Below are 22,687 nucleotides of genomic sequence, written 5' to 3'. Positions count from 1 at the left end.
CGTCCTCCACAATCGACCACAGTCGTCCAGACCGAGGCGCAATTGTTCCATGGTGTGCGCTAACGGGAGCAGATCAGACTGCGGCTTGTGGGCCGGCTGCGGTACGCACGCAATCTACGTGAGCTGGCCACCATCACGCAGCCCAGCCGCCGAATAAAAAAGAGAATCCGATCAAAGAAGCGCCATCAAAACGCGACAGGTGCAGTTCTTTTTAAAAATCCCCTTACCTATCAATAGCGGACGGAAACCTAGACGCGTTCATGTAAGCGAATGGATTAATTACCTAGCAGTCCCTCTCCACTCGTCGCACCAGAACATACGGAAGATGTTGCCAAGACCGACCCTGCAGTCAGGATCATTATCCCTTCAGTTTGATCACAAACGCTGACAACAGGTCGGCCCAGGTTGCAAACACGTTCATTCTTTACCATCTCGGCAGTAAACGCGCCTACGTATCCGCATAGGTCGTGAAGGCAGACAGGCTGATGAAAAGGCCGCTCTGACAGCTGTCAGACACGCGATTATCTGGTTTGGACTAGTATAGTTGGTCTCGCCTAACGGGTAGAAAACTGCGATACGTTGATCAAGATCGACGAACAAAAACAGAAAAGAGCCAGCATGGACCTCGTCCGCATTATCCTGTCAGTCATCATTCCGCCATTGGGCGTATTTTTAAAAGTTGGTCTGGGCAAGCATTTTTGGATTAATATTCTGCTGACCTTGCTCGGTTATATTCCGGGTCTTGTTCACGCCGTCTACATCGTCGCGCGGAGATAGTACGCGATGTCAAAACACGAGATTGAAAAGCTTGACCGTCTGTCTACCATGCTTGACAGCAATTACCGGATTCCGTTCACGCCAATTCGGTTCGGCTGGGATTTCGTGATAGGTCTTGTGCCGGGTGTGGGAGACGTTGCGACCTTGGGTCCATCTGCCTTTCTGATCTACAAAGCTTACAAGCTTGGCGCACGCAAGCGGACCATTGGCCGGATGTCGGTGAACACGGGGCTCGATTTCTTTGTCGGGACCGTTCCAATTCTCGGTGATGCATTCGATCTGTTTTTCAAAGCGAACAATCGGAACTTCACGCTACTGAAGCGAGAGCTCGCCAGACGGCCCTCCAACGAAAGCTGATTTTGTCAAACCCGGTCTGTAAATTGGCCTGCGGCCGCTCCGACTGTTGTCGGGAGCGACGGCATCTTTGTACGCGTCGGTACTAGGCGGCCGTATCAACCGCGCCACGCTGAGGCGGGAAGTAAGCACTGATTGGACGACCTTTTCCGCTGGCATAGTCCCGCGCTACCATGTTCCAGTCGACTTCTACGGCTTTCGCCCAGTCCACGCCGCCATATTCTGCGACATTCTCATTTTGCGGTGCTTCATTCAAAGAGCTTTCTACGTAATCAACAACACGCTGACCCTCATCGAAATTGTCGAGCGACTGATCCCAACGATCACCCATTAACGTCAAACCCAACGTGCCATTTTTTGGATCATATTCGGCGGTGAACAATGTGCCGAAGCCTTGAGCATACCTATCCTGCAACAACGGCGGTTTTAGAAACTGACGGTTCAACTTACGAGGTTTGATCCGCAGATCATCCAGATGCGCGCGGCGCTCAAAAGTTCGTGTGAAAGCGGGACGTTCTGCCCGGGAATTGCCGCTTTGGTGATTGGTTGCTATCGCCTTTGGCATCACTTTAATGCCGCCGCCCGGAGAAAGCTCCACGCTTGCGGTTCGGCCTGTGGCATCCGCAAGGACCAGATTATAGGCCATGTGCGATGGCACCCGGTTTAGCGCTGAAAACGCCTCCTCGACGGTATCGCAGGTTTCGAGAATATAACGCACAATCGTTGTGACACCGAACCCCTCACCGGTTTCGGACCTGCCGCCGTAGGCCAACGCGACGCTCAGACCTGCATCGTTTACTCCGTCAGACAACCCCCACAGAAATTCGACCATCCCCATGACGGCCCGTCCGGACCATTCCGTGCGAAGCAACAGCCCTTCGTTCAGCTCAGGAGACAGGTCGTAGTTGCGCACCAACCTCACGTCCTTTTTGTTGGCAACAGCAGCAAGAGAGCAACCGCCAAGGTAGGTGGGTGGGCACCAAGTTGACAAAAATCGCGCGGCGCGGTCTGCGCCCCCCGCAACCGCTACTAACCGGTCATAGACGGCGACCAACTCGGGCATATATCGTTGTATCGCATCCCGACATTCGGCTCGTGAAGGGCCGTGATCACCGCCCCGCGCTACAAACCACGCCTCATAAGCGGGCCACGACCGGTTCCAGCGCACAGCCCATTTCGCACCAGGCGTGGCTTCATTTACTGCGTCAAACGTCAATGTCATCTGGCTCATATCAAAGTTCCTTGCCTACTGTGTTGAAGAAAAACCGGACCATTTCGGCGCTGGCATCTGGCCCATTGGGATCGGTGTAGGATCCGCCCGATTTCCCGCCCGACCATGCATGGCCCTGCCCGTCGATCGTCCAATGCTCAACGATTTGTGCACCGTTGAGATCACTTGATAAGGCTCGTGTGAAGCTGCGTCCTGCGGTGGTGCCTTGCGTAGTCGTTTCGATGCTTTGGCTGACACCTGCATCTTTCGCACGCCGTGCGATTGCATCACCGTTTGAAGGATGCACCGTTGCATCTGATGTTCCGTGAAAGACGATTGTGCGAACTGTCCCGCCTGATTGTTGCAACGGAGCTGCATCAAGCGCATTGCCTGCCATCGCCGCGAACGCCGAAGGAACGTCTTTGGCGGCACCGGCAGGCAGTCCGGAGTGTGCGCCAACAGCAGCAAAAACATCCCCATAAGTTTCGCCAAGTATTACCGCCATCGCCGCCCCTGCCGATAGCCCTGCCACAAAGGTCTGATCCCTACTCACACCGTATTCATTGCAGACTTGTTCGGTCATAGCAGCCAGAATAGCAGGCTCTCCTTTGCCGCGTCGCTGGTCGCCACGGCTGAACCAGTTCCAACACGATTGAGCATTATCGCCACGTGATTGTGCGGGGTAGATCACAACAAAACTGTGTTGCTCGGCCAATTCATTCATACCCGTTCCTGCGGCGAAGTCTTCCGGTGTTTGAGTGCAGCCATGCAGCATAACAACGACACCAGTCACACCGCCGGTTGCCGAAGCCGGAACGTAAGTTCGAAAGGAACGACTGCCAGCTTCACATTTAAAAGTGTCATTCAGGAACTTGGCCCCCTCTGGCACCGCCTCCGGCAGCTCTGCACCTTTCCCGAGTTTTCCGGAAAATTTCGCAAGCATGCCATCAAGAGAGGGCATGTTGAATTCCTGCATCCCTCCAGCTTTCCCACTTGGGGGCACAAGGCCATGTTGGGCCAGCGTGCGTTGGACCAGTTCATTGGCGGCCAACAGACGTGAGTCATCGGTCGCCTGGCGCAGAGCGCCGACGTTAAAGAGTTTCAAATTGATATCCTTACTTAGGTTTGCGCATTTTACTTAATGCGGTCGGCGAGTGCTTTTTTTAGATCTGTGCTAGCCTGCAATGCACCCAGCACCGTGATCGAACCGATGGTCTGTAGTGCAAGTTCTGGTGTGATGTCTGAAGCAAACCGCGCAAGCCCAACAACCTTGATGTGCAAAACCTCGCCCGCGTCCCGAACTGCTTCCAGATCGGAAACAGAATAGTCGCGCAGACCCAATTCCATCGTGTGTCGTTCAAGTGACTTGCTGACAACTTCCACATGGCTGTCCAGTTGGTTGCGGATAGCAGTGCGGATCAGGTCGCTCCGGTTTGAGTAGAACCCTTCCTGCACCAGAAGGTCTATGCGACCAAGGTCGACATACCCGAGATTGATCGTAATTTTTTCATTATCCGGCTGTTTGTCACGTAGCTGTCTGACGTTGCTCATCTCAGTCCTCCATCTGTGTGGATGGTATATGGATGTCATGGCGCGTTATGCAAGGCAAAAGGTACGAGCAAGCAGAAAATTATCAGGCAAATCCTGTTTGGAGATGAACAAACGTGATCCTGTTTAACATTCACAGAGTTTCTCACTCCGCGAAGTGGCCAAAGGACGAAAGGTTGCCAATTGTTGAAGGTAAGTCATGCCAGCCAGTATTTGGTGTGCAAATCAGCCAACACGGTTTGCACTTGCCGATCGAATTCCGCCAGCAAAAAAACCGTTTCGACGGTCTGGCGCGTGACTGCTTAAAAGGAGTGTCGTTAAACGAATTATCCGAAAGCCAATCCAACCATCGGACAGCTTTTGTGTTATAGCCTCTATTTAGCCTTTGCCCGACGTGAAAAAGTTTCTTATACGAAACACATATAGTGCGACTCGCATGGGAGAGATCAGTCGAATGGCTGACGCCGAAGGAGCAACGCCCCGGAAACTCTCAGGCACATGAACCGTGCAAGTCACTGCCAACGGCAGACACTTTATATCTGGAGAGTGGTCTGTAATACGCAGCAGGCCCACCGAAGGAGAAAGCTGCCGATTGGCGGTCAAGCTCTCAGGTTACGTGACAGATGGGGACACGAGAGCGGCGCGCCTGCCGTTTTGTGTCCGGCCATCCTTGCGTCACATGAAAGAGCAATACCAATGACACATATCGCAGTCATCGGAGCCGGTATCACCGGAATCACCACCGCCTACTCTCTCGCTTCGCGCGGTTATTCCGTCAGCGTGTTCGACCGCAACAGATATGCCGCGATGGAGACATCTTTTGCCAACGGCGGACAGTTAAGCGCATCAAACGCTGAGGTCTGGACCCGTTGGGGCACGATATTCAAAGGGCTCAAGTGGATGCTAAACCCGAATGCGCCGTTATTGGTCAACCCAAAACCTAGCTGGCACAAACTGTCATGGATGGCCGAATTTATGGGCAACATCGCCAATTACGAGGCCAACACAATAGCCACGGCCAAAATGGCGATTGAGGCGCGCAAGCACCTGTTGCGTTTCGCGGACGAGATCGGATTTGATTTCGATATGGAAAAGCGCGGCATCCTGCACGTCTATAAATCCCAAGGCGAATTTGACCATGCCCGCCGCGTCAACGACCTGCTAACCAAAGCGGGGCTGGACCGTCGCGAGGTTTCGGCGGCAGAGGTCCAGCAGATCGAACCTGCATTACAGACCGAAACCCTTGGCGGATATTATACAGAAAGCGATTTTACCGGTGATATCCACCTCTATGCACGCGCGCTTTCAAAAGGGTGCGAGGCATTGGGGGTGAAGTTCTACTACAACGCCGATGTCAGTGACTACCAGCATACAGGTACGGGCGTGAAGCTGAGCTGGCGCTCAAAAGGCGAAGATCAGGACGAGCATTTTGACGGGATCGTGGTCTGTGCCGGTGTCGGCTCCAGAGCAATTGCGCAAAAGTTCGGTGACCGTGTGAACATCTATCCGGTCAAGGGTTATTCCATCACGGTCAATCTGGACGAAGATGAATCCCGCAATGCAGCGCCCTGGGTCAGCCTGCTGGATGACGAGGCAAAAATCGTCACTTCCCGCCTCGGCAAAAACCGTTTCCGCATCGCCGGAACGGCGGAATTCAACGGTTACAATCTCGATATCCGTGACGACCGGATCAAGCCATTGCGCAAATGGTGCGAGACGTTCTTTCCCGATGTTTCAACCGAGCATTGTGTGCCTTGGGCTGGGTTGCGCCCGATGCTGCCGTCAATGTTGCCAAAGGTCGGGCCGGGATCGAAGAAAGGCGTGTTCTACAACACAGGGCACGGGCATCTGGGCTGGACATTGTCCGCCGCCACCGCCGAGGCCACAGCGGATATTATAGAGGCAAGCCGGATGAAAAATGCAGGCTGACCCCACGTTACGGGGGCGGCGGCCAACCGCGCCTGTCATCTGCTCTGGACGCGTTGCACATCGCTGGTAAGCTGGGAAAAACACCCCAGCGCAAAGGCCGCCCCATGGCAGAAACCGAAACGACCACACGCCCCAAAACCGCGTCGCCCCACCCAGGTGGGCCGCATCAATGGTCAAACTGGTCAGGCTCTGTCACCGCCCGCCCTGCGCAAATACTGCGCCCTGAATGCGAGAACGAATTGCGCAAGGGCGTTGCTGCCTCCCAAGGCAAGCTGCGCATGTGCGGTGCAGGCCATTCATTCACGGCACTGGCGGCAACTGATGGCACGTTGATTTCGCTGGACAACATGCAAGGCGAAGTCCTCGATCAGCGGAGGGACACCAGCGGGGCCGTTGCGCGCCTTCAGGCCGGTGCATCCCTCAACAGCCTGTCCAAAGCGCTGCTTGCGCAGGGGCTGGCCTTCAAGAACCTTGGCGACATTGATGTGCAATCCCTCGCCGGTGCCGCAATGACTGCCACCCATGGCACGGGGCAGGATCTTCCTTGCGTTGCGGGAGAAATGCGCAGTGTCCGGCTGCTGACCGCCGGCGCCGATGTGATCGAGGCCGACGACACATCGGATCGTGATCTGCTGGATGCCGCGCGCGTATCGCTGGGCGCGCTGGGTATCCTGACGCAAACCGGTCTGTCGGTCCGCCCCGCATTCAAACTGCATCGCAAAAGCACTGTGCGCAAACTGGCAGACATCATGGCGCAGGCGGACGACCTCTGGGACAGGCACCGCAATTTCGAATTTTTCGTCCTGCCGTTCTGTGATTATGCCCTGCAACTCACCCATGACGAAACCACCCGGCCGGACATGCGCAAGGGCGCCAGCAACGATGAAGCGTCCTTGCGGGATCTTCGATTGCTGCGCACCGCAACCAAACGTCTGCCCAAACTGCGGCGGCGCCTGCTGAATACGTTTCTGGGCAAAACCAAAGACGAGGAACAGATCGGCACCAGTTTCGATTTGCTGGCCAGTGTGCGCAAAACCGTCTTTAACGAGATGGAATACCACATGCCCGTAAAGGGCGCGATGGATGTGCTGGCCGAGGTTTTGCACGTGATCGAACGCACCAGGCCGGATGTATTCTTTCCCATTGAGGTGCGCAAAACTGCCGCCGATACAGGCTGGCTGAGCCCGTTCGAAGGCGCACCGCTTATCTCGATTGCGGTACATGCACATCAGCCTGATGATTACATGTGGTTCTTCGAGTTGATTGAACCCGTTTTTCGCCGTCACGGCGGGCGGCCTCATTGGGGAAAGCTTCATTCGCTCGGCGCGCGCGATCTGGCGGAATTATACCCCCGTTTCGGAGAGTTCCGGAAACTCAGGGCCGAGCTTGACCCGAAAGGGCGTTTCATCAATCCGCATCTTGCAAAAATCCTTGATGTATCCGCCCACTGACGCCGGCATCACCCGAAAGGCATCACATGCTGAAAAGACAAGACAAAAGCGGCCCTCGCGATCCCTACTTTTCTAGTATCCAGAGCGCGCTGAAAGCTGCCGACATCACCCAGCCTACCCTTGTGCTGGACCGTGACCGGCTTGAGCGCAATATCAGCAGGCTCCGGCACGACCTTGCACCGGATATGGCCTTGAGGCTGGTGGCAAAATCCCTGCCCTCGATCCCGTTGCTGAAGGCGGTGTCGCAAGGCACGGCGACCAGCCGTTTTATGACCTTCAACGCGCCGATGTTGAACGAACTTGCCAACGCCTTCCCCGACGCGGATCAGCTGCTGGGCAAGCCGTTTCCCGTGAAAGCCGCCGCGCAGTTTTATTCCAACAATCAGGGCGCTGCATCCGGCGCGCGCATCGGCTGGCTGATCGACACGCCGCAGCGTCTGCGCGAGTACGCCGATCTGGCACAGGCGCGCAGCCTTACTTTGGCGGTATCGTTGGAAATTGATGTCGGCCTGCATCGCGGCGGCTTTGTCCCCGGTGAGGCGCTGGCGGATGCGCTGGCGCTGATACATGGCCACCCCCATCTCACCCTGCACGGTTTTTTGGGCTACGAAGTGCATGTCGCGAAGCTGCCCGACACTTTTGGCCTGCGCGACAAGGCACTGCGCAAGGCGTGGGGCATCCATGCCGCAGCGCTTAATCAGGCGCGCGTGGTATTTGGCGCGGATTACGTCAGCACGATGATACGCAACGCAGGCGGCAGCCCGACATTCCGGCTATACACCGACACCACCATCGCGAACGAAGTTTCGGTCGGCTCGGCGCTGCTGCGGCCTACCGATTTCGACACCGACATGCTACAGGATTATGCGCCTGCCCTGTTTATCGCTACGCCCGCGCTCAAGGTACTGGGGCCGATGCAAACACCCGTGCTGGAACGGTTTGACCGTCTCAAGAACCTGCTGAACCCCAATTTGGCGACGCGTATTTTTATTCATGGCGGGTATTGGAAAGCAAAACCTGTTGATCCACCGGGGCTGGGCCTGAACCCGACCTACGGGCGATCATCCAATCAGGAACTGTTGACAGGCGGCGCGCGTGTTGATTTGCAACCCGATGACTTTGTTTTCCTGCGCCCCACCCAAAGCGAGGCGATGCTGCTTCATTTCGGCGATATAGCGGTTTACGCAAACGGCGTCATCACGGACATGTGGGAACCCATGAACGTTTCGGCCTGATCTTGCAGCCTTGCACAGCGGTTGTGCCCGTTGCAGAAATCGAACATGACTGCGGCAGCGCTTGCGGCGATGTAACTTTCAATGCAGGCATCGGGCACTTCAATCATAGGAATACAAGATGCGGATTGTCATCAACGGTTTTGGAAGGATCGGGCGTACCATTCTGCGCCAGATCCTCACCCAGCCTGGCCATAGCGACATCGACGTTGCGTTGATCAACGATATCGCGCCTTTGGAAACCTGTGCCTATCTGTTCAAATACGACAGCACGTTCGGCCCCTTGCCCTTTGACGTTATTGCCGAAGAGGGCGGATTGCGTATCGACGGGAAATTCATCCGGTTTTCAGCCCTTGACCAGCTGAGCGGCACCGAAGTTGCCGCGGCTGATGTTGTTCTGGAATGTACCGGCAAGGTACATTCGCGCGCCAGCGCAGAGCGCGGGTTGAAGGCGGGTGCCGGTGCGGTTCTGATCTCGGGGCCATCGGGGTTTGCCGATACAACAATTGTCATGGGTGCAAACGAGCAGTCACTTGGCGACGCGCGGATTGTCTCCAACTCCTCCTGCACCACCAACGCGATTGCGCCTATGCTGAATGTGATCAATAGCAAGTTCGGTATCGCACGCGCCCACGTTACAACGATACACTGCTATACCAGCAGCCAGCCGATGGTAGATGCACCGCGCGGTGATCTGGCGCGCAGCCGTGCCGGGGCGGAATCAATGGTGCCCACCACCACAAGTGCGGCAAAGGAGCTGGAAAAGGTATTGCCCGACCTTGGCGCGCGCACCAGCGTTGCCGCCGTGCGCGTCCCGAGTTTGAGCGTGTCTGCCATTGATGCCACCCTGCAACTGGATAAGCCGTTGTCGGGCGATGTCGTTGATGCATTGCGCACTGCGGTGGCCGGTCTGCCTGCCATAATCGGAACAACCGATGATCCCTGCGTATCCCGCGATATGCGCGGCCGCGCTGAATCGCTGATCCTTGCCTTGCCCGAGGTCCAGACAATCGGTGATACTCAACTGCGCATTTTCGGATGGTACGATAACGAGTGGGGGTTTTCCGCCCGTATGATAGATATGGCGCGCCGGATGGCCAACCGTCAGGCCTGACCGGCGCGCCCGCCCCGCCCCGCCGGAGTATGATCCGGCGGGGAAGATTGTTCTACTTCAATGTTTGGGCAGCGATCCCTCGCCGTGTCCTGCGTGGCCACCTGATACTTCCTCGGTGGCCTCATCCGAAAGTTCTTCGGGCAGGATCAGGTTCAGCACAATGGCGATCAGTGCCGCAGGCAGCAGGCCCGATGTCATCAGCACACGCAGGGCGTCTGGCAGATACTGAACCGCCTTGGGGTCCAGTTGCAGGCCAAGGCCAACCGACAGCGAAATCGCGAAAATCACCATGTTGCGGCGGTTCCAGTTCACGTCCGACAACATCGAGATACCCGCCGCGACAACCATACCGAACATTACGATCACGCCACCACCCAGAACCTCGATCGGGATGGTGCGGATCACCGCGCCCACCTTCGGGATCAGGCCGCAGATAATCAGGAAGATCGCGCCGATTGTGACCACATGCCGCGACATCACGCCCGTCATCGCAATCAGGCCCACATTCTGGCTGAAAGACGTATTGGGAAAACCGCCAAAGACACCCGCAACAGCCGAACCGATACCATCGGCATAGGTTGCGCCTGTGATCTCGGCTTCGGTTGCCTCACGGCCCGCGCCGCCTTTGGTGATGCCAGACACGTCGCCCACAGTTTCCACAGCCGACACAAATGCCATCAGACAAAAGCCGATCACCGCTGCAAAGCTGATTTCGAAGCCGTATTTGAACGGGCTTGGGAAGGCAATTGGTGCGGCACGGCCCCAGCTGGTGGCGATGCCTTCAAGGGTCACCATCCCCATTAACATGGCGTAAAAATACCCGACCACGATACCGATCACCACTGCCGAGACTGCCAGCATACCGCGCGCGTAAAACTTGAGGGCAAGGGTAACAAACACAACGACCAGCGCCGCTGACCAGTTAAGCATCGATCCGTATTCGGGGTTGTTGATCATCGGCACACCGCCAGCGGCATACTGGATGCCGACCTTGACCAAGGCCAGACCGATCATGGTCACCACAAGGCCAGTCACAAGCGGCGGCAGGGCAAAGCGGATTTTGCCGATAAACGTACCGATCAGGGTGTGGAACAAACCGCCGATAACAACCCCGCCAAACAGCGCCGGAAGCGCCTCGACACCTTTTCCTGCAACCAGCGGAATCATAATCGGAATAAACGCGAACGACGTACCCTGTACGATCGGCAGACGCGCCCCGACCGGACCAAAGCCGATGGTCTGGAACAAGGTGGCGATACCTGCAAACAGCATCGACATCTGGATAAGATAGGTCATGTCAGGGAAGCCCTGCGCCCCTGCGTCTGACCCGAAACCGAAACCCGCCGCACCTGCGATAATGATCGCTGGCGTTACGTTGGACACAAACATCGCCAGTACGTGCTGTATCCCCAACGGGATCGCGCGATGCAGCGCAGGTGTGAAATTGGGATCGCGGAGCTGTTCCGGTGTCCCGATTGAATTTGTTGTCATAATGTCCGTCCCTATTGTTGCTTTTGCTGGCATATTTTTTTCACCAGTCTGTTTTAGTTTTCGATGATATATGGCGTTGGAAACCAGTATTCCTCCAGATTTGCGCCGTCCCCGATCCGGTCAACCACGGCGAACAGCGCCGCATCAACCAATGGCGTGAGTACGCCATGCCACGTGCCGCGATGAAAATTGATCGCCTGACCCGATTGCGTCAAAAAGGCACGCGGGTTTTGCGGCGTGCCGTTGTTGTCGCGTGCAACCACCACCAGAAACGGATCGTCAGACATCGGAATAAATGCCTGACTGCCCTGCGGGTGCCGCTCGACCAGTTCCAGTTGCAGCGGTAGCGTGGCTTTGTCGCTTTTGAAAATGCTGATGCCTGCCGCACCGTCGGAAAAATCCAGACGCGCCCTGTTGTGGAAACGCGCGCACCTTCCCTGATTGATCATCTTGTCTGCTGCGCCCGACGCATCCATCACATCCCCGTAAGGGGCCAGCGTCTGCGCGGTCAGGGGTTCTACCTTGATGCGCTGGCTCACTGTGCGAACTTTTCGATCAGGCGCAGTTGCGCAATGCGTTCCACCTGCTTGCAGGCCTGTGCAAATTCGATGTCGCGGTCATTGTCGATGCGCCGCTTGAAGGCTTCCATGATTGATGCCTTGGTGTTGTCGCGCACTGCAATAATGAAAGGAAAGCCAAACTTGGCGGTATAGGCATCGTTCAGCGCGACAAATTCGGCGCGTTCACCGTCTGTCAGCGCATCCAGCCCGACAGAGGCCTGCTCGGCTGTGGATTCCGCCGTCAGCCGCTTGGCTGCCGCCAGTTTTCCAGCCAGATCAGGGTGCGCATTCAACACGGCAAGACGCTTGTCCTCGTCGGCGCTGCGGAACACGCGGACCATCATCTGATGCACCCCTTGGGCGCAGTCATGGCTTGGCCCCAGTTCCAGATCATAAGCCCCTTCCGCCACCCATGCGCTATGTTCGAAAATGCCGCCAAACTCGGCCACGAACGTCTCACGGTCCATTTGCGAGGCACGCAGTTGCGGCTTGGCGGGATGTTCTTTTGCCCAATGCTCCGCAATCTCCAGACGTGTGGCAAACCAAACGCCTTCGTGTGATTTGAAATGCTCTATCGCGCGGCGCAGGGCCGCGGCACGACCCGGACGGCCAATAATGCGGCAATGCAACCCGATAGACAGGATCTTCGGCGCACCGGCCTCGCCTTCTTCGTAAAGGTAATCAAAACTGTCCTTGAGATAGCTTTCGAACTGGTCGCCCGTGGTAAACCCTGCCTGAATGCCAAATCGCATGTCGTTGCAATCCATTGTGTAGGGCACAATCAGCTGGCTTTTGCCGTCAAAATCCAACCAGTACGGCAGATCATCGGCATAGCTGTCCGCGACGTAAGCGAACTGCCCGGTTTCAGCGGCCAACTTAACGGTGTTGTTAGAACAGCGCCCCGTGTACCAGCCGCGCGGCGCTTCACCGGTAACTTCGGTATGCAAGCGGATCGCCTCGGCAATCTGGGCGCGCTCTTCGTCTTCGGGCATGTCCTTATGCTCGACCCATTTCAAACCGTGGCTGGCGATTTCCCAGCCCGATTCCTGCATCGCGGCCACCTGCTCGGGTGCGCGGGCCAGCGCGGTTGCAACGCCGTAGACAGTGACTGGCAGATCGCCCAGCATCCGGTGCAGCCGCCAGAACCCCGCGCGCGCGCCATATTCGTAGATCGATTCCATGTTCCAGTGTCGCTGCCCCGGCCAAGGGGCGGCACCGGTGATCTCTGACAGAAACGCTTCGGATGCGGCATCCCCGTGCAGAATGTTGTTTTCGCCACCCTCTTCATAATTAAGTACAATTTGCACAGCAATCTTCGCACCATCCGGCCAGTTTGCCGCAGGCGGCTTTGCACCGTAACCTGTCATATCACGCGGGTATCTTTGCACTGTCGCACCTCCTTGGTCACGCACGTATATTTCAAAACAATCATATCGGTTTTCAAAAAAAAAGCGAAAGAGCCTTCGGGCGGGCACGCTTTGCTGATATGAAAAGTTTCTGCCTATAAGGTATCAAAGTCGAGGAGAATATCGTGACCGGATTTCTGACCACCCATGTTTTGGACACCGCGCGCGGTTGTCCGGCGCAAGGCCTCAAGATCGAGCTTTTCAGGATCGAAGGCGAAACGCGCTCCCACCTGAAAACCCTGACCACCAATGACGATGGCCGCACGGACGAGCAGATCTTGCCAGCCGCGCATTTCCAGACCGGAACTTACGAATTGCGGTTTCACGCCGGTGAATATCTGGATGCCACCGGCACACCGCCCGAAAGCCCACGCTTTCTGGATGTTATCCCGCTGCGTTTCGGCATGTCAGAGGAGTCACATTACCACGTGCCGCTGCTGCTGTCGCCGTTCGGATACTCGACCTATCGCGGCAGCTGAGCGCCCGTCACAACATCGCTGATCCGCGAAATCACGTATTCCATAAACAGGCGTGATTTCGGATCCTGCCCCCTGCGGTGGGTGAACAGGCATGCCATCTGGATCGGAACCGGTGGCGTTTGTGCGGCCACCTCGACCAGTCGCCCTGCCCGCAAGTGTTCGGCCACGTCAAAAACCGGTTTCATCACAATTCCGTTGCCCGACAATGCCCAGTCCGTCAGCACATCGCCATCGTCTGATTCAAACCGGCCCTTTACGCGAAACCGTTTCGACCCCTCGGGGGTGGTCAGACGCCACTGGAATTCCGTCGCGCCGGGAAAGCGTAGGATCAGACAATCATGCCCATCGCCGACCAGGTCGGCACCTGAAGCGGGATTGCCCCGCGCAGCGACATATTCAGGGCTGGCGCACAACACGCGCTCTACATCGGCTATCTTGCGGATGCGCAGGTTGCTATCCTCGGGTTGGCCCAGAAAAAACGCCAGATCAAGACCTTCGGTTGTCAGATCAACTGTGCGGTCCGTCAGGCGCAACCGGACGGAGACATCGGGATAATCTCCGACAAATCCCGGCACCAGCGGCGCGACAAGCCGCCGACCGATCCCCAGCGGAGCCGCGACAAACAATGACCCTTTAGGGTTTTCGGTTAGGTTCACAACTTTGGCTTCGGCATTGTCGACCGCTTCCAAAATCTCGGCCGCGCCGCTATAAAACGCCTTGCCTTGCTCTGTCGGTGTCAGGCTGCGGGTGGTACGTTGGAACAGTCGCACGCTCAGGTGGTCTTCCAGTTGGGAAATCCGCGACGATGTGACCGCAGGCGAAATTCGCAGATCACGCCCCGCCGCAGACATACTGCCCAATTCATAGACACGCACAAAAGTGCGGATGTTGTCGAGATAGGCCATTATCAGTCTTTTTTTGATGCTCTTTGGTATTAAGCGGTGATACCAGAAGAATGAGCTTTCGCCTAGACTTGCGAAAAAATCAGAGACTCGGGGAGCCTGCCATGTACGATTTTGCCATTATCTGGGACTGGATCGCCTTTGCGGTGCGCTGGCTGCATGTGGTCACAGCGATGGCATGGATCGGCGCATCGTTCTTTTTCATCGCGCTGGACCTGGGGCTGCGCAAGGCGGCCAATGCGCCTACGGGTGTCCACGGTGAGGAATGGCAGGTGCATGGCGGCGGGTTCTATCACATCCAGAAATATCTGGTCGCCCCTGAAAACATGCCCGAACATCTGATCTGGCACAAATGGCAAAGCTATATCACATGGGTTTCCGGTGCTGCCCTGCTGATGATTGTCTATTGGGTGGGGGGTGAATTGTATTTGCTGGACCCGACAAAGGCTGATCTGTCGCTGTGGCAGGGCATTCTGATTTCGGGGGCATCGCTGACTATTGGCTGGATTGCCTATGATTTCATGTGCAAGTCAAAGCTGGGCGAACATTCAACCCTGCTGATGCTGCTGCTGTTTGCGCTACTGGTGGCGATGGCATGGGGGTACAACCAGATTTTCACAGGCCGCGCAGCGTTGCTGCATCTGGGGGCGTTTACGGCGTCAATCATGACGGGGAATGTGTTTTTCCAGATCATGCCGAACCAACGCATCGTTGTGGCCGACCTCAAGGCAGGCCGCAAACCGGACGCAAAATACGGCAAAATCGCCAAACTACGCTCGACCCACAACAATTACCTGACACTACCTGTCATCTTCCTGATGCTGTCAAACCACTATCCGCTTGCTTTTGGCACAGAATACAGCTGGATCATCGCCAGCCTGATTTTCCTGACGGGTGTTACGATCCGCCACTACTTCAACACGATGCACGCCACCGGCAAAGGCCCAAACTGGACATGGGCCGTGACGGTCATCTTAATGATCATTATTGCTTGGTTGTCCACAGTGCGCGGCCCCGACACCTATGAGCTGGCCGAGAGCCGCGATCTGACCCCGTACGAGCAGCAATACGCCTCTGCCGACGGGTTTGAGGAGGCCTATGACGTAGTGCTGGGTAACTGCTCCATGTGTCATGCGCGCGAACCCGCGTGGGAGGGGATGCATTGGGCGCCCAAAGGCGTCGTGCTGGAAACACAAAGTGATGTGGCCCGCTACGCAGAGCAGATTTTCCTGCACGCAGGCCTGAGCAACGCAATGCCGCCCCCGAACGCGATAGCGACAATGACGCCAGAAAACCGTGGCAAAATCGTCGCTTGGGTGCGCAACGCCCGCGCGGATTGATACGCGCAACCACATGCCGCCTGTGATGTGTTGCCCTTGCCACCTCCCTGATGCCAAGGCAGCCCTCTACAGAACGGGACCGATCGTCGCGATGATATTGTTCCAGATCACACGATAGAACGGCCATGCCGAGATGTCGGCGAATGTCACAGGTGCAGAACGGGATATGTAATCCTGCTGGCGTGTGCGGATGTCGCGGGTCAATTCCGCATCCTGTAGCAGGATATTGTTTTCATAATTCAGATCAAAACTGCGCAGATCGAGGTTTGACGAGCCGATCATGCTGACTTTACCGTCAATTGTCAGCGTTTTGGCATGCAACAGACCATCCGTGAACTCATGGATCACGCACCCCGCCTCAACCAGCCTGCGGTAATAGCTGTGGCTGGCGGCGGCCACAATCCAGCTGTCATTCACCATCGGGAAAATCAGTGTAACCGACACTCCCCGCTTTGCCGTGGCGCAAAGGGCATCCATCACTGTGGCATCGGGCACGAAATACGGTGTCGAGATCGTCACCTCCCGACGCGCATTTGCCAGCAAGGTCGAGAAAAGCTGTGGCATTGCGCCGTGCCGCTCTGTCGGGCCGTCACCCATCACCTGTGCCGCGAAACCTTCTGCCGAAGGTGTGGCGGGAATAGCGAGCGGGTCCAGTTTTTCTCCGGTGGCGCGTATCCAATCACTGGCAAACAGCAACTGGTTCTGCGCCACAACCGGCCCTTGAAAACGGACCATGATATCGACCCACGGTGCGAATTTTGCTTTGACCCGAAATTCGGGGTCGGCAGAATTACGGCTGCCACAATAGGTTATCGCACCGTCGATGACGGTGATTTTACGGTGGTTGCGCAGGTCAATCCGGCTGAACAGCATGGTGCGAACGGGATTGCTAAGCGGCAGAGCCACAGCCAGTTGCACCCCCGCATCCGCCATTCGCTGCCACAGCTTTGACCGGATCATCACCCGCGAGCCCATGCCATCGGCCATGGCTCGACAGGTCACGCCGCGCTGCGCTGCCCGCATCAATGCTTCGGCCAGATCGGTGCCGGTGTCATCTTCCAGCCAGATGTAGAACAGGACATGCACGTGATCGGAGGCCGCGTCGATATCGGCAATCATGTGCCGCCGCGTATCGGCTGCATCAGCCATCAGCTGCGCCGTATTGCCCGCCATCGGATAAAATCCGTTGATCGAGCCGCAATAGGCAAATGCGGGTTGATACAGCGGATCAATCAGCGTCGGCAGATCATCGGCATTGCCCATTATCGGGGCCGCATCGGTGCGAATACGATCAAAGATTTCCGTGCGTGCCGCCCTGCCGGTCTTGCCGATTTCGTCTTCGCCAAACAGGAAATAAACCACGGTGCCCGCAACCGGCAAAACCCCAAGCACCACGATCCACGCCAACCGTGCAGGCGGTGACAGGTTGGAGCGCATCAATATACGCAAGGTAAAACCGACGACCACCAATGCGTGCAGGATCAGTAGTATATTCATGCGCAAAGTTCCTTAGAATAATTCTGCTGGCAGCGGGCTGCACGGACACCGGAAATTATGATAGGCCGCTTTACCATGTCAGGCGGGTATGTTGGCCGGGTGCGGGGCATCGCTGCCGCGCCAGTTTGTCAACAAATCCAACAGGGCCACAACATAGGCCGCCGTAAACGCCCCGGCCATTGTCAGCACAATACGCGTGAAAGTGGCATAGCCGGGATCTTGCGTCGACAGGGCGCCTGCCACCAGCGACAGTGTTACCGAAAACGCATACTGATACACCATGCTGGGCTGTGGCCCCTCAAGCATTCTGCTGCCGAAATATAGCCCTGACAGAAAAACAAGGCCCAACAGGATCAGCAGGTGCTGTGAGAACACAAACAACGCCAGGATTACGATCGCGACGCCGCTGCCGTAAAGAGTTGCGCGCACCCGCTGCCCCGCTTCTGACCAGACGGCGGTGCGGGTGGGAAACACAATCACCATCGCCGCAACCATTGCCATCATCATATCCGAGGGCTGCATCACCGAATACAGCCAGAACGAAAGCCCCAGCAGCGCCGTTGCCCGAATGGCGGCACCGGTCTCCACACGGCCCGGACTGGGGACAGGTTCATCCACATGCATTTCCTTTGTGCGCGCCGGGACCAGCAGATACACAACCGGCCCCAGCACCGCCGCCACAAGCGCCGCCTGCACAAACCCGTCGCGCATCGTCTCGACGGTGGCGGTGCCATGCATCCCCATCACCGACATCAACACAGCGACGATAATAATCAGCATCCCCGCCGGTGCACCGGTTTTCAGGATCATGCGGAAGGCCATGAAATAGGTCAGCCACATCGCACCCACATAAACCAGCGGCATCGGGCGCAATTGTTCAACCAGCCACGTCATCACATAGACCAGCACAATCATCACAACCGGCGCGGCGATCATCTTGACCGGATTGTATGCCTTGCGCTGCGCGGCAATCAGCCCGACGGGCAGCGCCGCGATAATCGGCGGTAAAGCTGGATTGATCAGCGGTATGGCCGCATAGGCCAGCGCACCTGTCAGGCCAAGGCGCACAGCATAAAGCGGATCTTCGGCAAGGGTTGGACGCGGCGTCACATACATCGCGGCCCCCTAGTGAAGGTAACTGGCAAACGAGCGTACCCGCTGCATTGCAGAGGCGATCCAGGCCAGCGGGTTACCCTGCCCTCCGGCAAACACAACCACGTGAACCTTGCCACCAACGCGAGTGGTTTTGGGCCATGCCTGCATCCCGCCGGACAGTTCGATGTGAACGGGGATGCGGCGCGCAGGTTCAAACCAGCGGTTGCTGGGCTGGTTGACCACCAGCCCGCCCTGCACGTTGCGCCCCGGATTGATGCCCCAGGCGATACTTTGCACATGCCCCTCGAATATCCGGCCCGGGGCGGCGTCAAACAGCAGGTGCGCCGGATCCCCCGCCTGTAACGCCTGAAGCTGGTTTTCGCGCATATCAACCGTCACCCATGCAGCATCTGCGTCAATAAACGTAAGCGCAGGATTCCCCGCGCCCACAAACTGCCCCTGCGCAAGCATAACGTTTGTTACCACACCGTAATGCGGTGCATGAACAACGGTTGAGGCCAGATCGTATTGCGCGCGCTCCAGCTGTGCCTGGGCTGCGAGGATCGCCGGGTTGTCAGCACCTTGGGAGCCAAGCTGTTTGCGCGCGCTTTCCAGATTTGCTTCGGCAGTGGTCAGCCGTGCCTTGGCATCGGCCAGTTTGCCGCGCGCGCCGTCCGCCTGCGCTGTTGAAACGATGCCGCGTTCTTCCAGTCGCAGTACGCGGTCCGTCTCGCTTTGCGTGGTTTCCAATGCGGTACGCGCCTGCGTCACACCCGCCTGCGCCGCCACCAAAGACGCGCCCGAGGCATCTATTCCCTGTATTGTGGATGTCAGATTTGCTTCGGCCTGCGCCAGAGCAAGCTCGAACGGGCGGGCATCCAGCGCGAACAGCGGATCACCTGCCTGCACCACCGCATCATCTGCAACAAAAACCCGCGTCACTTCACCCGAAACACGCGCGGCGATCTGCACAACATGCGCCGAAACCACACCACGTGACGACGACGGCGTCAGCCGGTCGCTGAGGGCGTAGATAACCGTCAGCACAAGTAACGCAACGATCACGATCACGGCAATGCCCTTTGCCGGATTGCGGTCTTCTGTCTGTTCCTGAGTGGTTTCCGTCATGCCATGTTCCTTTTCAGTAATCTCGCTGATTGCGGCAACGCTGCGCCATTGCGCACAACCCGTTTCGCAGCAATAAACTCTGGGCGAACCTAGACCACAGCATCCCCACATTCCAGCGACATCGCCAAAAGCCTGCTAAACCTCGACCGCACAACGCATTGTTTTTCGCGCACTTAACGCCTGCAACAGTCTTCGCACTTGCGCATGCCATCGGACTCACTCACATCTGTCACACACTACACCCAGATAGAAGGCACGCAACCAGCCCATGTTCGCGAAAACTATCAGAGTTCTTGCTCCGGCGCTCGCGCTTGCCGCAGGAATGTTGGGCCTTTTTGCGGTGATGCTGGCGCTTGGCGTGAATACCGTCAGTTTCGGGTTCCTGATCGGCCTTCCGGTCATTGCCGGATGCGTCATCCTGCATTTTCGCCCTGCGGGGACGTTCCGCTCGTTCGGCGGCGCACTTGTCTGGCTGGTTGGCATCTCTTTGCTGTCGGTTCTGGGATCCCTCGTTTCCGGGCTGGAGGGGTTGATCTGTGTGGCAATGGCGATTGTGCCGATCATCATCGGAACCCTTGTGGGCGGTGTTATCTACCTCACGGCGCAGCGCTGGCTGTCAGGCAGACATAGCTCGTTGAAGATAATCACGCTGCCCGTGCTTGCCCTGTTCATGCTGGATATGCTGCCGACGCAGCCGCGTACCTATCTGATTTCAAACAGTATTGTTATTGACGCGCCCGTTGCCATGGTGTTTGATATGCTCAAAACCATTCCCGACATCGCAGCAAACGAAATCCCCACACGCGCCTCCCATTTGCTGGGTGTGCCCAAGCCGACCCATGCCATCTGGCAGGAGGGGCCGGACGCCACTGTGCGCCATTCCCACTGGGGTGAGCATGTGCATTTTCGCGAACATATCACCGCGATTGATTCAAACCGCCGCATCGAGTGGACCTTCGCGTTCCCTGACGGCTGGGCCGCCGAGGGCATCGAAGATCCGCATATCACAGTGGGTGGTCGATATTTCAACGTGCTTTCAGGCGGATACACGCTTGACGAGCTTGCCGGCAAAACCCGCCTGACGCTGCACACACGCACCTATGACAATTCAAATCTGGGGGCCTACGCCAAATTCTGGCACCGGTTCTTTTTCGAAGATTTTCATGAAGTTATTCTAATCCTCATCAAATCCCGAGCAGAAAAGCGGCAGATTGCCCTTAGCGCGCGCTGAGGCACGCGGGGGTAATCCCCGCCCCTGCAGGCGCGACATCTACCACGTATGGTAAAACCGGCCCCGCGGCTCGAATGCGCGGAAAGCAGCGGCAAACAGTGCCGCCGAACCATCCTTCAACCCGTCTGGAAACCAGTCCGTTCGGGCATCGATCAATGTATCAAGTCTGCCTTCCATAAACGGATCGAACGGGGCCAGCCGGTAGTACATTGAGATGTATTCCGGTTTTATCATCTGCGTTTGTCTCTTCTGCAGCCTGTCGGGCAATATTTTGCGCGGGCTGATATACATGTTGACGGTGGTGCGGCCTACCAGAACATTCTGCCGCAGCGATGCAGCGATCAGTTCCAGATCGGTCCGGTCAATCAGGCCGATGCGGTACATCGCAAGCGGCAATTCGATTGTCACACCCGCTTTAAAAAATAGCTCGCCACCAACCGCATGATCAAACCCCGGCTGCCCGAAAACCTGTGGTGCGTGCATCATATTGCTGCTGTCGGGTGTCGGCGCATACGCCCACGACACCGTGCGGTTTTCTTCCTCGAACCAGTTGTGCCTGAAAAACGCATACGCCTGTTGCGCAATCTTCAAATAGCGTTCTTCACCGGTGATCCCAAATGCCTCGGCCGCAACGGCTGCATACAGATGGGTGTGGTTCAGCGGTTCTACTCCGCCGGTCCATTCGGACACGAAATACCCGCCATCAGAGGGAGGATGCTCCAGAAACTCGCGGGCGTGGGCATCCAGCCCCTGCCGCACCGTTTCGATCAAACCGGCACGCAGATTCTCGGGCAGTTCGTCACCTGCACGCAGGAGCAGATCGGTATAGGGCAACAGCAACAGCCCCGTCGTCTCGACCTCACACGCTCTGTGGCCTTTGTCGTTTTGGCCGCGCAACCGTGTGCCCCACGTCTTCATAACCCTGCCGCGCAAATCATCCCGAAGCCTCAAGCTGTCGTCACGATACGCTCGGAAGCCTTGATGTGTCTGGTCAAAAAGCGCGAGGAGGTCCGGATCGCCGGTAGCGCAATAAAGTTTTGAAAGAGCCCGCCCCCAATACCCCCAACGCCAGGACCATTCACGGCCCCGCTCGCCGAACTTCAAGCTTGAAGGGCGCGTAAACAACGTCGCTACATGCCCCGCAACAGAGGCTTTCAACCTCTCTATCTGGTCAGCGCCAGCCGATGTAGAATTCATTTTTGTCTATAAATCTAAGGGCATATCGGACTGCATATGGGATACGATGAACAATGCCAAGGGTTACCCTCACACCATGCAGTAGCATGTCTGGTTATCCGAATAACGTAAAAAGCAGCAATGATCAGAGCCCCCGTACACCCGCTAGTACGCGTTACGTCTAAGGGTACACCGAGTAGATGCCTGCACCCCAGCCTCCCCCAATTGTCAGTCCACGGCGAAAAAAAGGCCCACACTCAACTTACTACAAAGCTAATTATGGCGGAGGCTCAGTCCGGAAATTCGATCCTGTCACCTATTTTTGCACATTTTTATCAATGCCTTATTGAGTTTTATTGATCATCCATTTGTACGAAATATGCACCCTTCGAATGGTCCCTTCTACCGCACCTAAAGCGTCAGATGCCCGTAGTGCTGTCAGTATCAGCTACGGACAGCCAAGTTCAGCGCATCAAAAAGGTGTCGTTCGTTTATCGGTTTACCGACCCTCTTGGCGCCCGCGAGGGCATCGCATACCTCGCTGAGAGGCATAGTCTGCTAATGATAACACCATCGGCACGTCCAACGCCCGCAAACGTTTGGCGACCGATGCAATGGCTTCAGCGCTTACACTGTATTTGAGGGCAGCAGCGTCCGGTCAGGATCTCCTATAAATTATAGATCCTTCTTCGCGAATGTGAATAATCCAAGAACGGGGCAGCTTTCTGCTGCTAAAATTAAATGGGTATCCATCGCGATCAGAAATT

20 protein-coding genes and 2 riboswitches are annotated in these 22,687 nt (G+C 56.7%); of the genes, 9 read left to right on the top strand and 11 right to left on the bottom strand.

Annotated elements, in window-relative coordinates:
* Positions 1-618 precede the first annotated feature (618 nt).
* Positions 619-777: a YqaE/Pmp3 family membrane protein gene (locus OS189_RS17720; protein ID WP_267168687.1), complete on the top strand. Its 159-nt coding sequence runs from the start codon at positions 619-621 to the stop codon at positions 775-777.
* Between the two features lie 6 nt (positions 778-783).
* On the top strand, positions 784-1,134 hold the full coding sequence (locus tag OS189_RS17715) for a DUF4112 domain-containing protein (RefSeq protein WP_267168678.1): 351 nt from the start codon (positions 784-786) through the stop codon (positions 1,132-1,134).
* 82 nt (positions 1,135-1,216) lie between these two features.
* Here OS189_RS17715 and OS189_RS17710 read toward each other — a convergent pair whose 3' ends face one another.
* Genes OS189_RS17710 through OS189_RS17700 form a run of 3 tightly spaced genes read right to left on the bottom strand, consistent with a single transcriptional unit; the run spans position 1,217 to position 3,892 of the window.
* On the bottom strand, positions 1,217-2,362 hold the full coding sequence (locus OS189_RS17710; protein ID WP_267168677.1) for a C45 family autoproteolytic acyltransferase/hydrolase: 1,146 nt from the start codon (positions 2,360-2,362) through the stop codon (positions 1,217-1,219).
* Between the two features lies 1 nt (position 2,363).
* Positions 2,364-3,446, bottom strand: coding sequence for an extracellular catalytic domain type 1 short-chain-length polyhydroxyalkanoate depolymerase (locus OS189_RS17705; RefSeq protein ID WP_267168676.1), 1,083 nt, complete (start codon positions 3,444-3,446; stop codon positions 2,364-2,366).
* A 29-nt stretch (positions 3,447-3,475) separates the two neighbouring features.
* Entirely contained in the window at positions 3,476-3,892 is a 417-nt protein-coding gene (locus OS189_RS17700) for a ribbon-helix-helix domain-containing protein (protein WP_267168675.1), read from the bottom strand.
* Positions 3,893-4,316: 424 nt separating this feature from the next.
* Positions 4,317-4,405: riboswitch (glycine riboswitch) on the top strand.
* A 13-nt stretch (positions 4,406-4,418) separates the two neighbouring features.
* Positions 4,419-4,522, top strand: a riboswitch (glycine riboswitch).
* Between the two features lie 63 nt (positions 4,523-4,585).
* Here OS189_RS17700 and OS189_RS17695 point away from each other — a divergent pair.
* The 4 genes from OS189_RS17695 (at position 4,586) to OS189_RS17680 (ending at position 9,615) form a co-directional block, all read left to right on the top strand.
* Complete coding sequence (locus OS189_RS17695; RefSeq protein WP_267168674.1) at positions 4,586-5,818, top strand: D-amino acid dehydrogenase; 1,233 nt, start codon at positions 4,586-4,588, stop codon at positions 5,816-5,818.
* A 104-nt stretch (positions 5,819-5,922) separates the two neighbouring features.
* Positions 5,923-7,269, top strand: a complete 1,347-nt coding sequence (locus OS189_RS17690; RefSeq protein WP_267168673.1) for a D-arabinono-1,4-lactone oxidase — start codon at positions 5,923-5,925, stop codon at positions 7,267-7,269.
* 26 nt (positions 7,270-7,295) lie between these two features.
* The gene (locus OS189_RS17685; protein WP_267168672.1) at positions 7,296-8,504 is read left to right on the top strand and encodes an alanine racemase; all 1,209 of its coding nucleotides are present in this window, start codon (positions 7,296-7,298) and stop codon (positions 8,502-8,504) included.
* Between the two features lie 118 nt (positions 8,505-8,622).
* Positions 8,623-9,615, top strand: coding sequence for a type I glyceraldehyde-3-phosphate dehydrogenase (locus OS189_RS17680; RefSeq protein WP_267168671.1), 993 nt, complete (start codon positions 8,623-8,625; stop codon positions 9,613-9,615).
* Between the two features lie 57 nt (positions 9,616-9,672).
* Here OS189_RS17680 and OS189_RS17675 read toward each other — a convergent pair whose 3' ends face one another.
* From OS189_RS17675 to puuE, 3 genes are read right to left on the bottom strand one after another with little or no spacing between them, the layout of a single operon-like run.
* On the bottom strand, positions 9,673-11,106 hold the full coding sequence (locus tag OS189_RS17675; protein WP_267168670.1) for a uracil-xanthine permease family protein: 1,434 nt from the start codon (positions 11,104-11,106) through the stop codon (positions 9,673-9,675).
* Positions 11,107-11,159: 53 nt separating this feature from the next.
* The gene (locus OS189_RS17670; protein WP_267168669.1) at positions 11,160-11,645 is read right to left on the bottom strand and encodes an ureidoglycolate lyase; all 486 of its coding nucleotides are present in this window, start codon (positions 11,643-11,645) and stop codon (positions 11,160-11,162) included.
* Entirely contained in the window at positions 11,642-13,054 is a 1,413-nt protein-coding gene (gene puuE / locus OS189_RS17665; protein WP_267168668.1) for an allantoinase PuuE, read from the bottom strand. The genes OS189_RS17670 and puuE overlap by 4 nt, the downstream gene beginning before the upstream one ends.
* A gap of 143 nt (positions 13,055-13,197) precedes the next feature.
* Here puuE and uraH point away from each other — a divergent pair, with 143 nt between their 5' ends.
* Positions 13,198-13,551 carry a hydroxyisourate hydrolase gene (gene uraH / locus OS189_RS17660; protein WP_267168667.1) on the top strand — a complete coding sequence of 118 codons (354 nt, stop codon included), beginning with the start codon at positions 13,198-13,200 and terminating at the stop codon, positions 13,549-13,551.
* Here the strand turns inward: uraH and OS189_RS17655 are convergent.
* Positions 13,536-14,456, bottom strand: coding sequence for a LysR family transcriptional regulator (locus OS189_RS17655; RefSeq protein WP_267168666.1), 921 nt, complete (start codon positions 14,454-14,456; stop codon positions 13,536-13,538). The two genes, uraH and OS189_RS17655, sit on opposite strands and share 16 nt — an antisense overlap.
* Positions 14,457-14,557: 101 nt before the next feature.
* Here OS189_RS17655 and OS189_RS17650 point away from each other — a divergent pair, with 101 nt between their 5' ends.
* Entirely contained in the window at positions 14,558-15,793 is a 1,236-nt protein-coding gene (locus OS189_RS17650; protein WP_267168665.1) for a urate hydroxylase PuuD, read from the top strand.
* A gap of 66 nt (positions 15,794-15,859) precedes the next feature.
* Here OS189_RS17650 and cls read toward each other — a convergent pair whose 3' ends face one another.
* The 3 genes from cls to OS189_RS17635 all read right to left on the bottom strand — a co-directional run bounded on the left by cls (position 15,860) and on the right by OS189_RS17635 (position 19,513).
* Entirely contained in the window at positions 15,860-17,290 is a 1,431-nt protein-coding gene (gene cls, locus OS189_RS17645) for a cardiolipin synthase (RefSeq protein ID WP_267168664.1), read from the bottom strand.
* A 78-nt stretch (positions 17,291-17,368) separates the two neighbouring features.
* Positions 17,369-18,406: an FUSC family protein gene (locus OS189_RS17640; RefSeq protein WP_267168663.1), complete on the bottom strand. Its 1,038-nt coding sequence runs from the start codon at positions 18,404-18,406 to the stop codon at positions 17,369-17,371.
* 9 nt (positions 18,407-18,415) lie between these two features.
* Positions 18,416-19,513 carry an HlyD family secretion protein gene (locus OS189_RS17635; RefSeq protein WP_267168662.1) on the bottom strand — a complete coding sequence of 366 codons (1,098 nt, stop codon included), beginning with the start codon at positions 19,511-19,513 and terminating at the stop codon, positions 18,416-18,418.
* 268 nt (positions 19,514-19,781) lie between these two features.
* Between OS189_RS17635 and OS189_RS17630 the strand changes: the two genes are divergently transcribed.
* Positions 19,782-20,744, top strand: a complete 963-nt coding sequence (locus tag OS189_RS17630) for an SRPBCC family protein (RefSeq protein ID WP_267168661.1) — start codon at positions 19,782-19,784, stop codon at positions 20,742-20,744.
* A gap of 39 nt (positions 20,745-20,783) precedes the next feature.
* Here OS189_RS17630 and OS189_RS17625 read toward each other — a convergent pair whose 3' ends face one another.
* On the bottom strand, positions 20,784-21,941 hold the full coding sequence (locus tag OS189_RS17625) for a hypothetical protein (RefSeq protein WP_267168660.1): 1,158 nt from the start codon (positions 21,939-21,941) through the stop codon (positions 20,784-20,786).
* Between the last annotated feature and the right edge of the window lie 746 nt (positions 21,942-22,687).

The organism is Sulfitobacter sp. F26169L (assembly GCF_026410285.1).
Taxonomy (GTDB): domain Bacteria; phylum Pseudomonadota; class Alphaproteobacteria; order Rhodobacterales; family Rhodobacteraceae; genus Sulfitobacter.
Note: the sequence above shows the minus strand (reverse complement) of the source record. Positions and strands in the feature narration are given on the sequence as shown.

What these genes read in the sequence shown, in the direction of transcription:
- OS189_RS17635 (WP_267168662.1), bottom strand. Translation starts at nt 19,513, where the DNA reads ATGACGGAAACCACTCAGGAACAGACAGAAGACCGCAATCCGGCAAAG.
- OS189_RS17690 (WP_267168673.1), top strand. Translation starts at nt 5,923, where the DNA reads ATGGCAGAAACCGAAACGACCACACGCCCCAAAACCGCGTCGCCCCAC.
- OS189_RS17715 (WP_267168678.1), top strand. Translation starts at nt 784, where the DNA reads ATGTCAAAACACGAGATTGAAAAGCTTGACCGTCTGTCTACCATGCTT.
- OS189_RS17650 (WP_267168665.1), top strand. Translation starts at nt 14,558, where the DNA reads ATGTACGATTTTGCCATTATCTGGGACTGGATCGCCTTTGCGGTGCGC.
- OS189_RS17640 (WP_267168663.1), bottom strand. Translation starts at nt 18,406, where the DNA reads ATGTATGTGACGCCGCGTCCAACCCTTGCCGAAGATCCGCTTTATGCT.
- OS189_RS17680 (WP_267168671.1), top strand. Translation starts at nt 8,623, where the DNA reads ATGCGGATTGTCATCAACGGTTTTGGAAGGATCGGGCGTACCATTCTG.
- OS189_RS17625 (WP_267168660.1), bottom strand. Translation starts at nt 21,941, where the DNA reads ATGAATTCTACATCGGCTGGCGCTGACCAGATAGAGAGGTTGAAAGCC.
- OS189_RS17685 (WP_267168672.1), top strand. Translation starts at nt 7,296, where the DNA reads ATGCTGAAAAGACAAGACAAAAGCGGCCCTCGCGATCCCTACTTTTCT.
- cls (WP_267168664.1), bottom strand. Translation starts at nt 17,290, where the DNA reads ATGAATATACTACTGATCCTGCACGCATTGGTGGTCGTCGGTTTTACC.
- OS189_RS17630 (WP_267168661.1), top strand. Translation starts at nt 19,782, where the DNA reads ATGTTCGCGAAAACTATCAGAGTTCTTGCTCCGGCGCTCGCGCTTGCC.
- OS189_RS17695 (WP_267168674.1), top strand. Translation starts at nt 4,586, where the DNA reads ATGACACATATCGCAGTCATCGGAGCCGGTATCACCGGAATCACCACC.
- OS189_RS17720 (WP_267168687.1), top strand. Translation starts at nt 619, where the DNA reads ATGGACCTCGTCCGCATTATCCTGTCAGTCATCATTCCGCCATTGGGC.
- OS189_RS17675 (WP_267168670.1), bottom strand. Translation starts at nt 11,106, where the DNA reads ATGACAACAAATTCAATCGGGACACCGGAACAGCTCCGCGATCCCAAT.
- OS189_RS17655 (WP_267168666.1), bottom strand. Translation starts at nt 14,456, where the DNA reads ATGGCCTATCTCGACAACATCCGCACTTTTGTGCGTGTCTATGAATTG.
- OS189_RS17700 (WP_267168675.1), bottom strand. Translation starts at nt 3,892, where the DNA reads ATGAGCAACGTCAGACAGCTACGTGACAAACAGCCGGATAATGAAAAA.
- OS189_RS17710 (WP_267168677.1), bottom strand. Translation starts at nt 2,362, where the DNA reads ATGAGCCAGATGACATTGACGTTTGACGCAGTAAATGAAGCCACGCCT.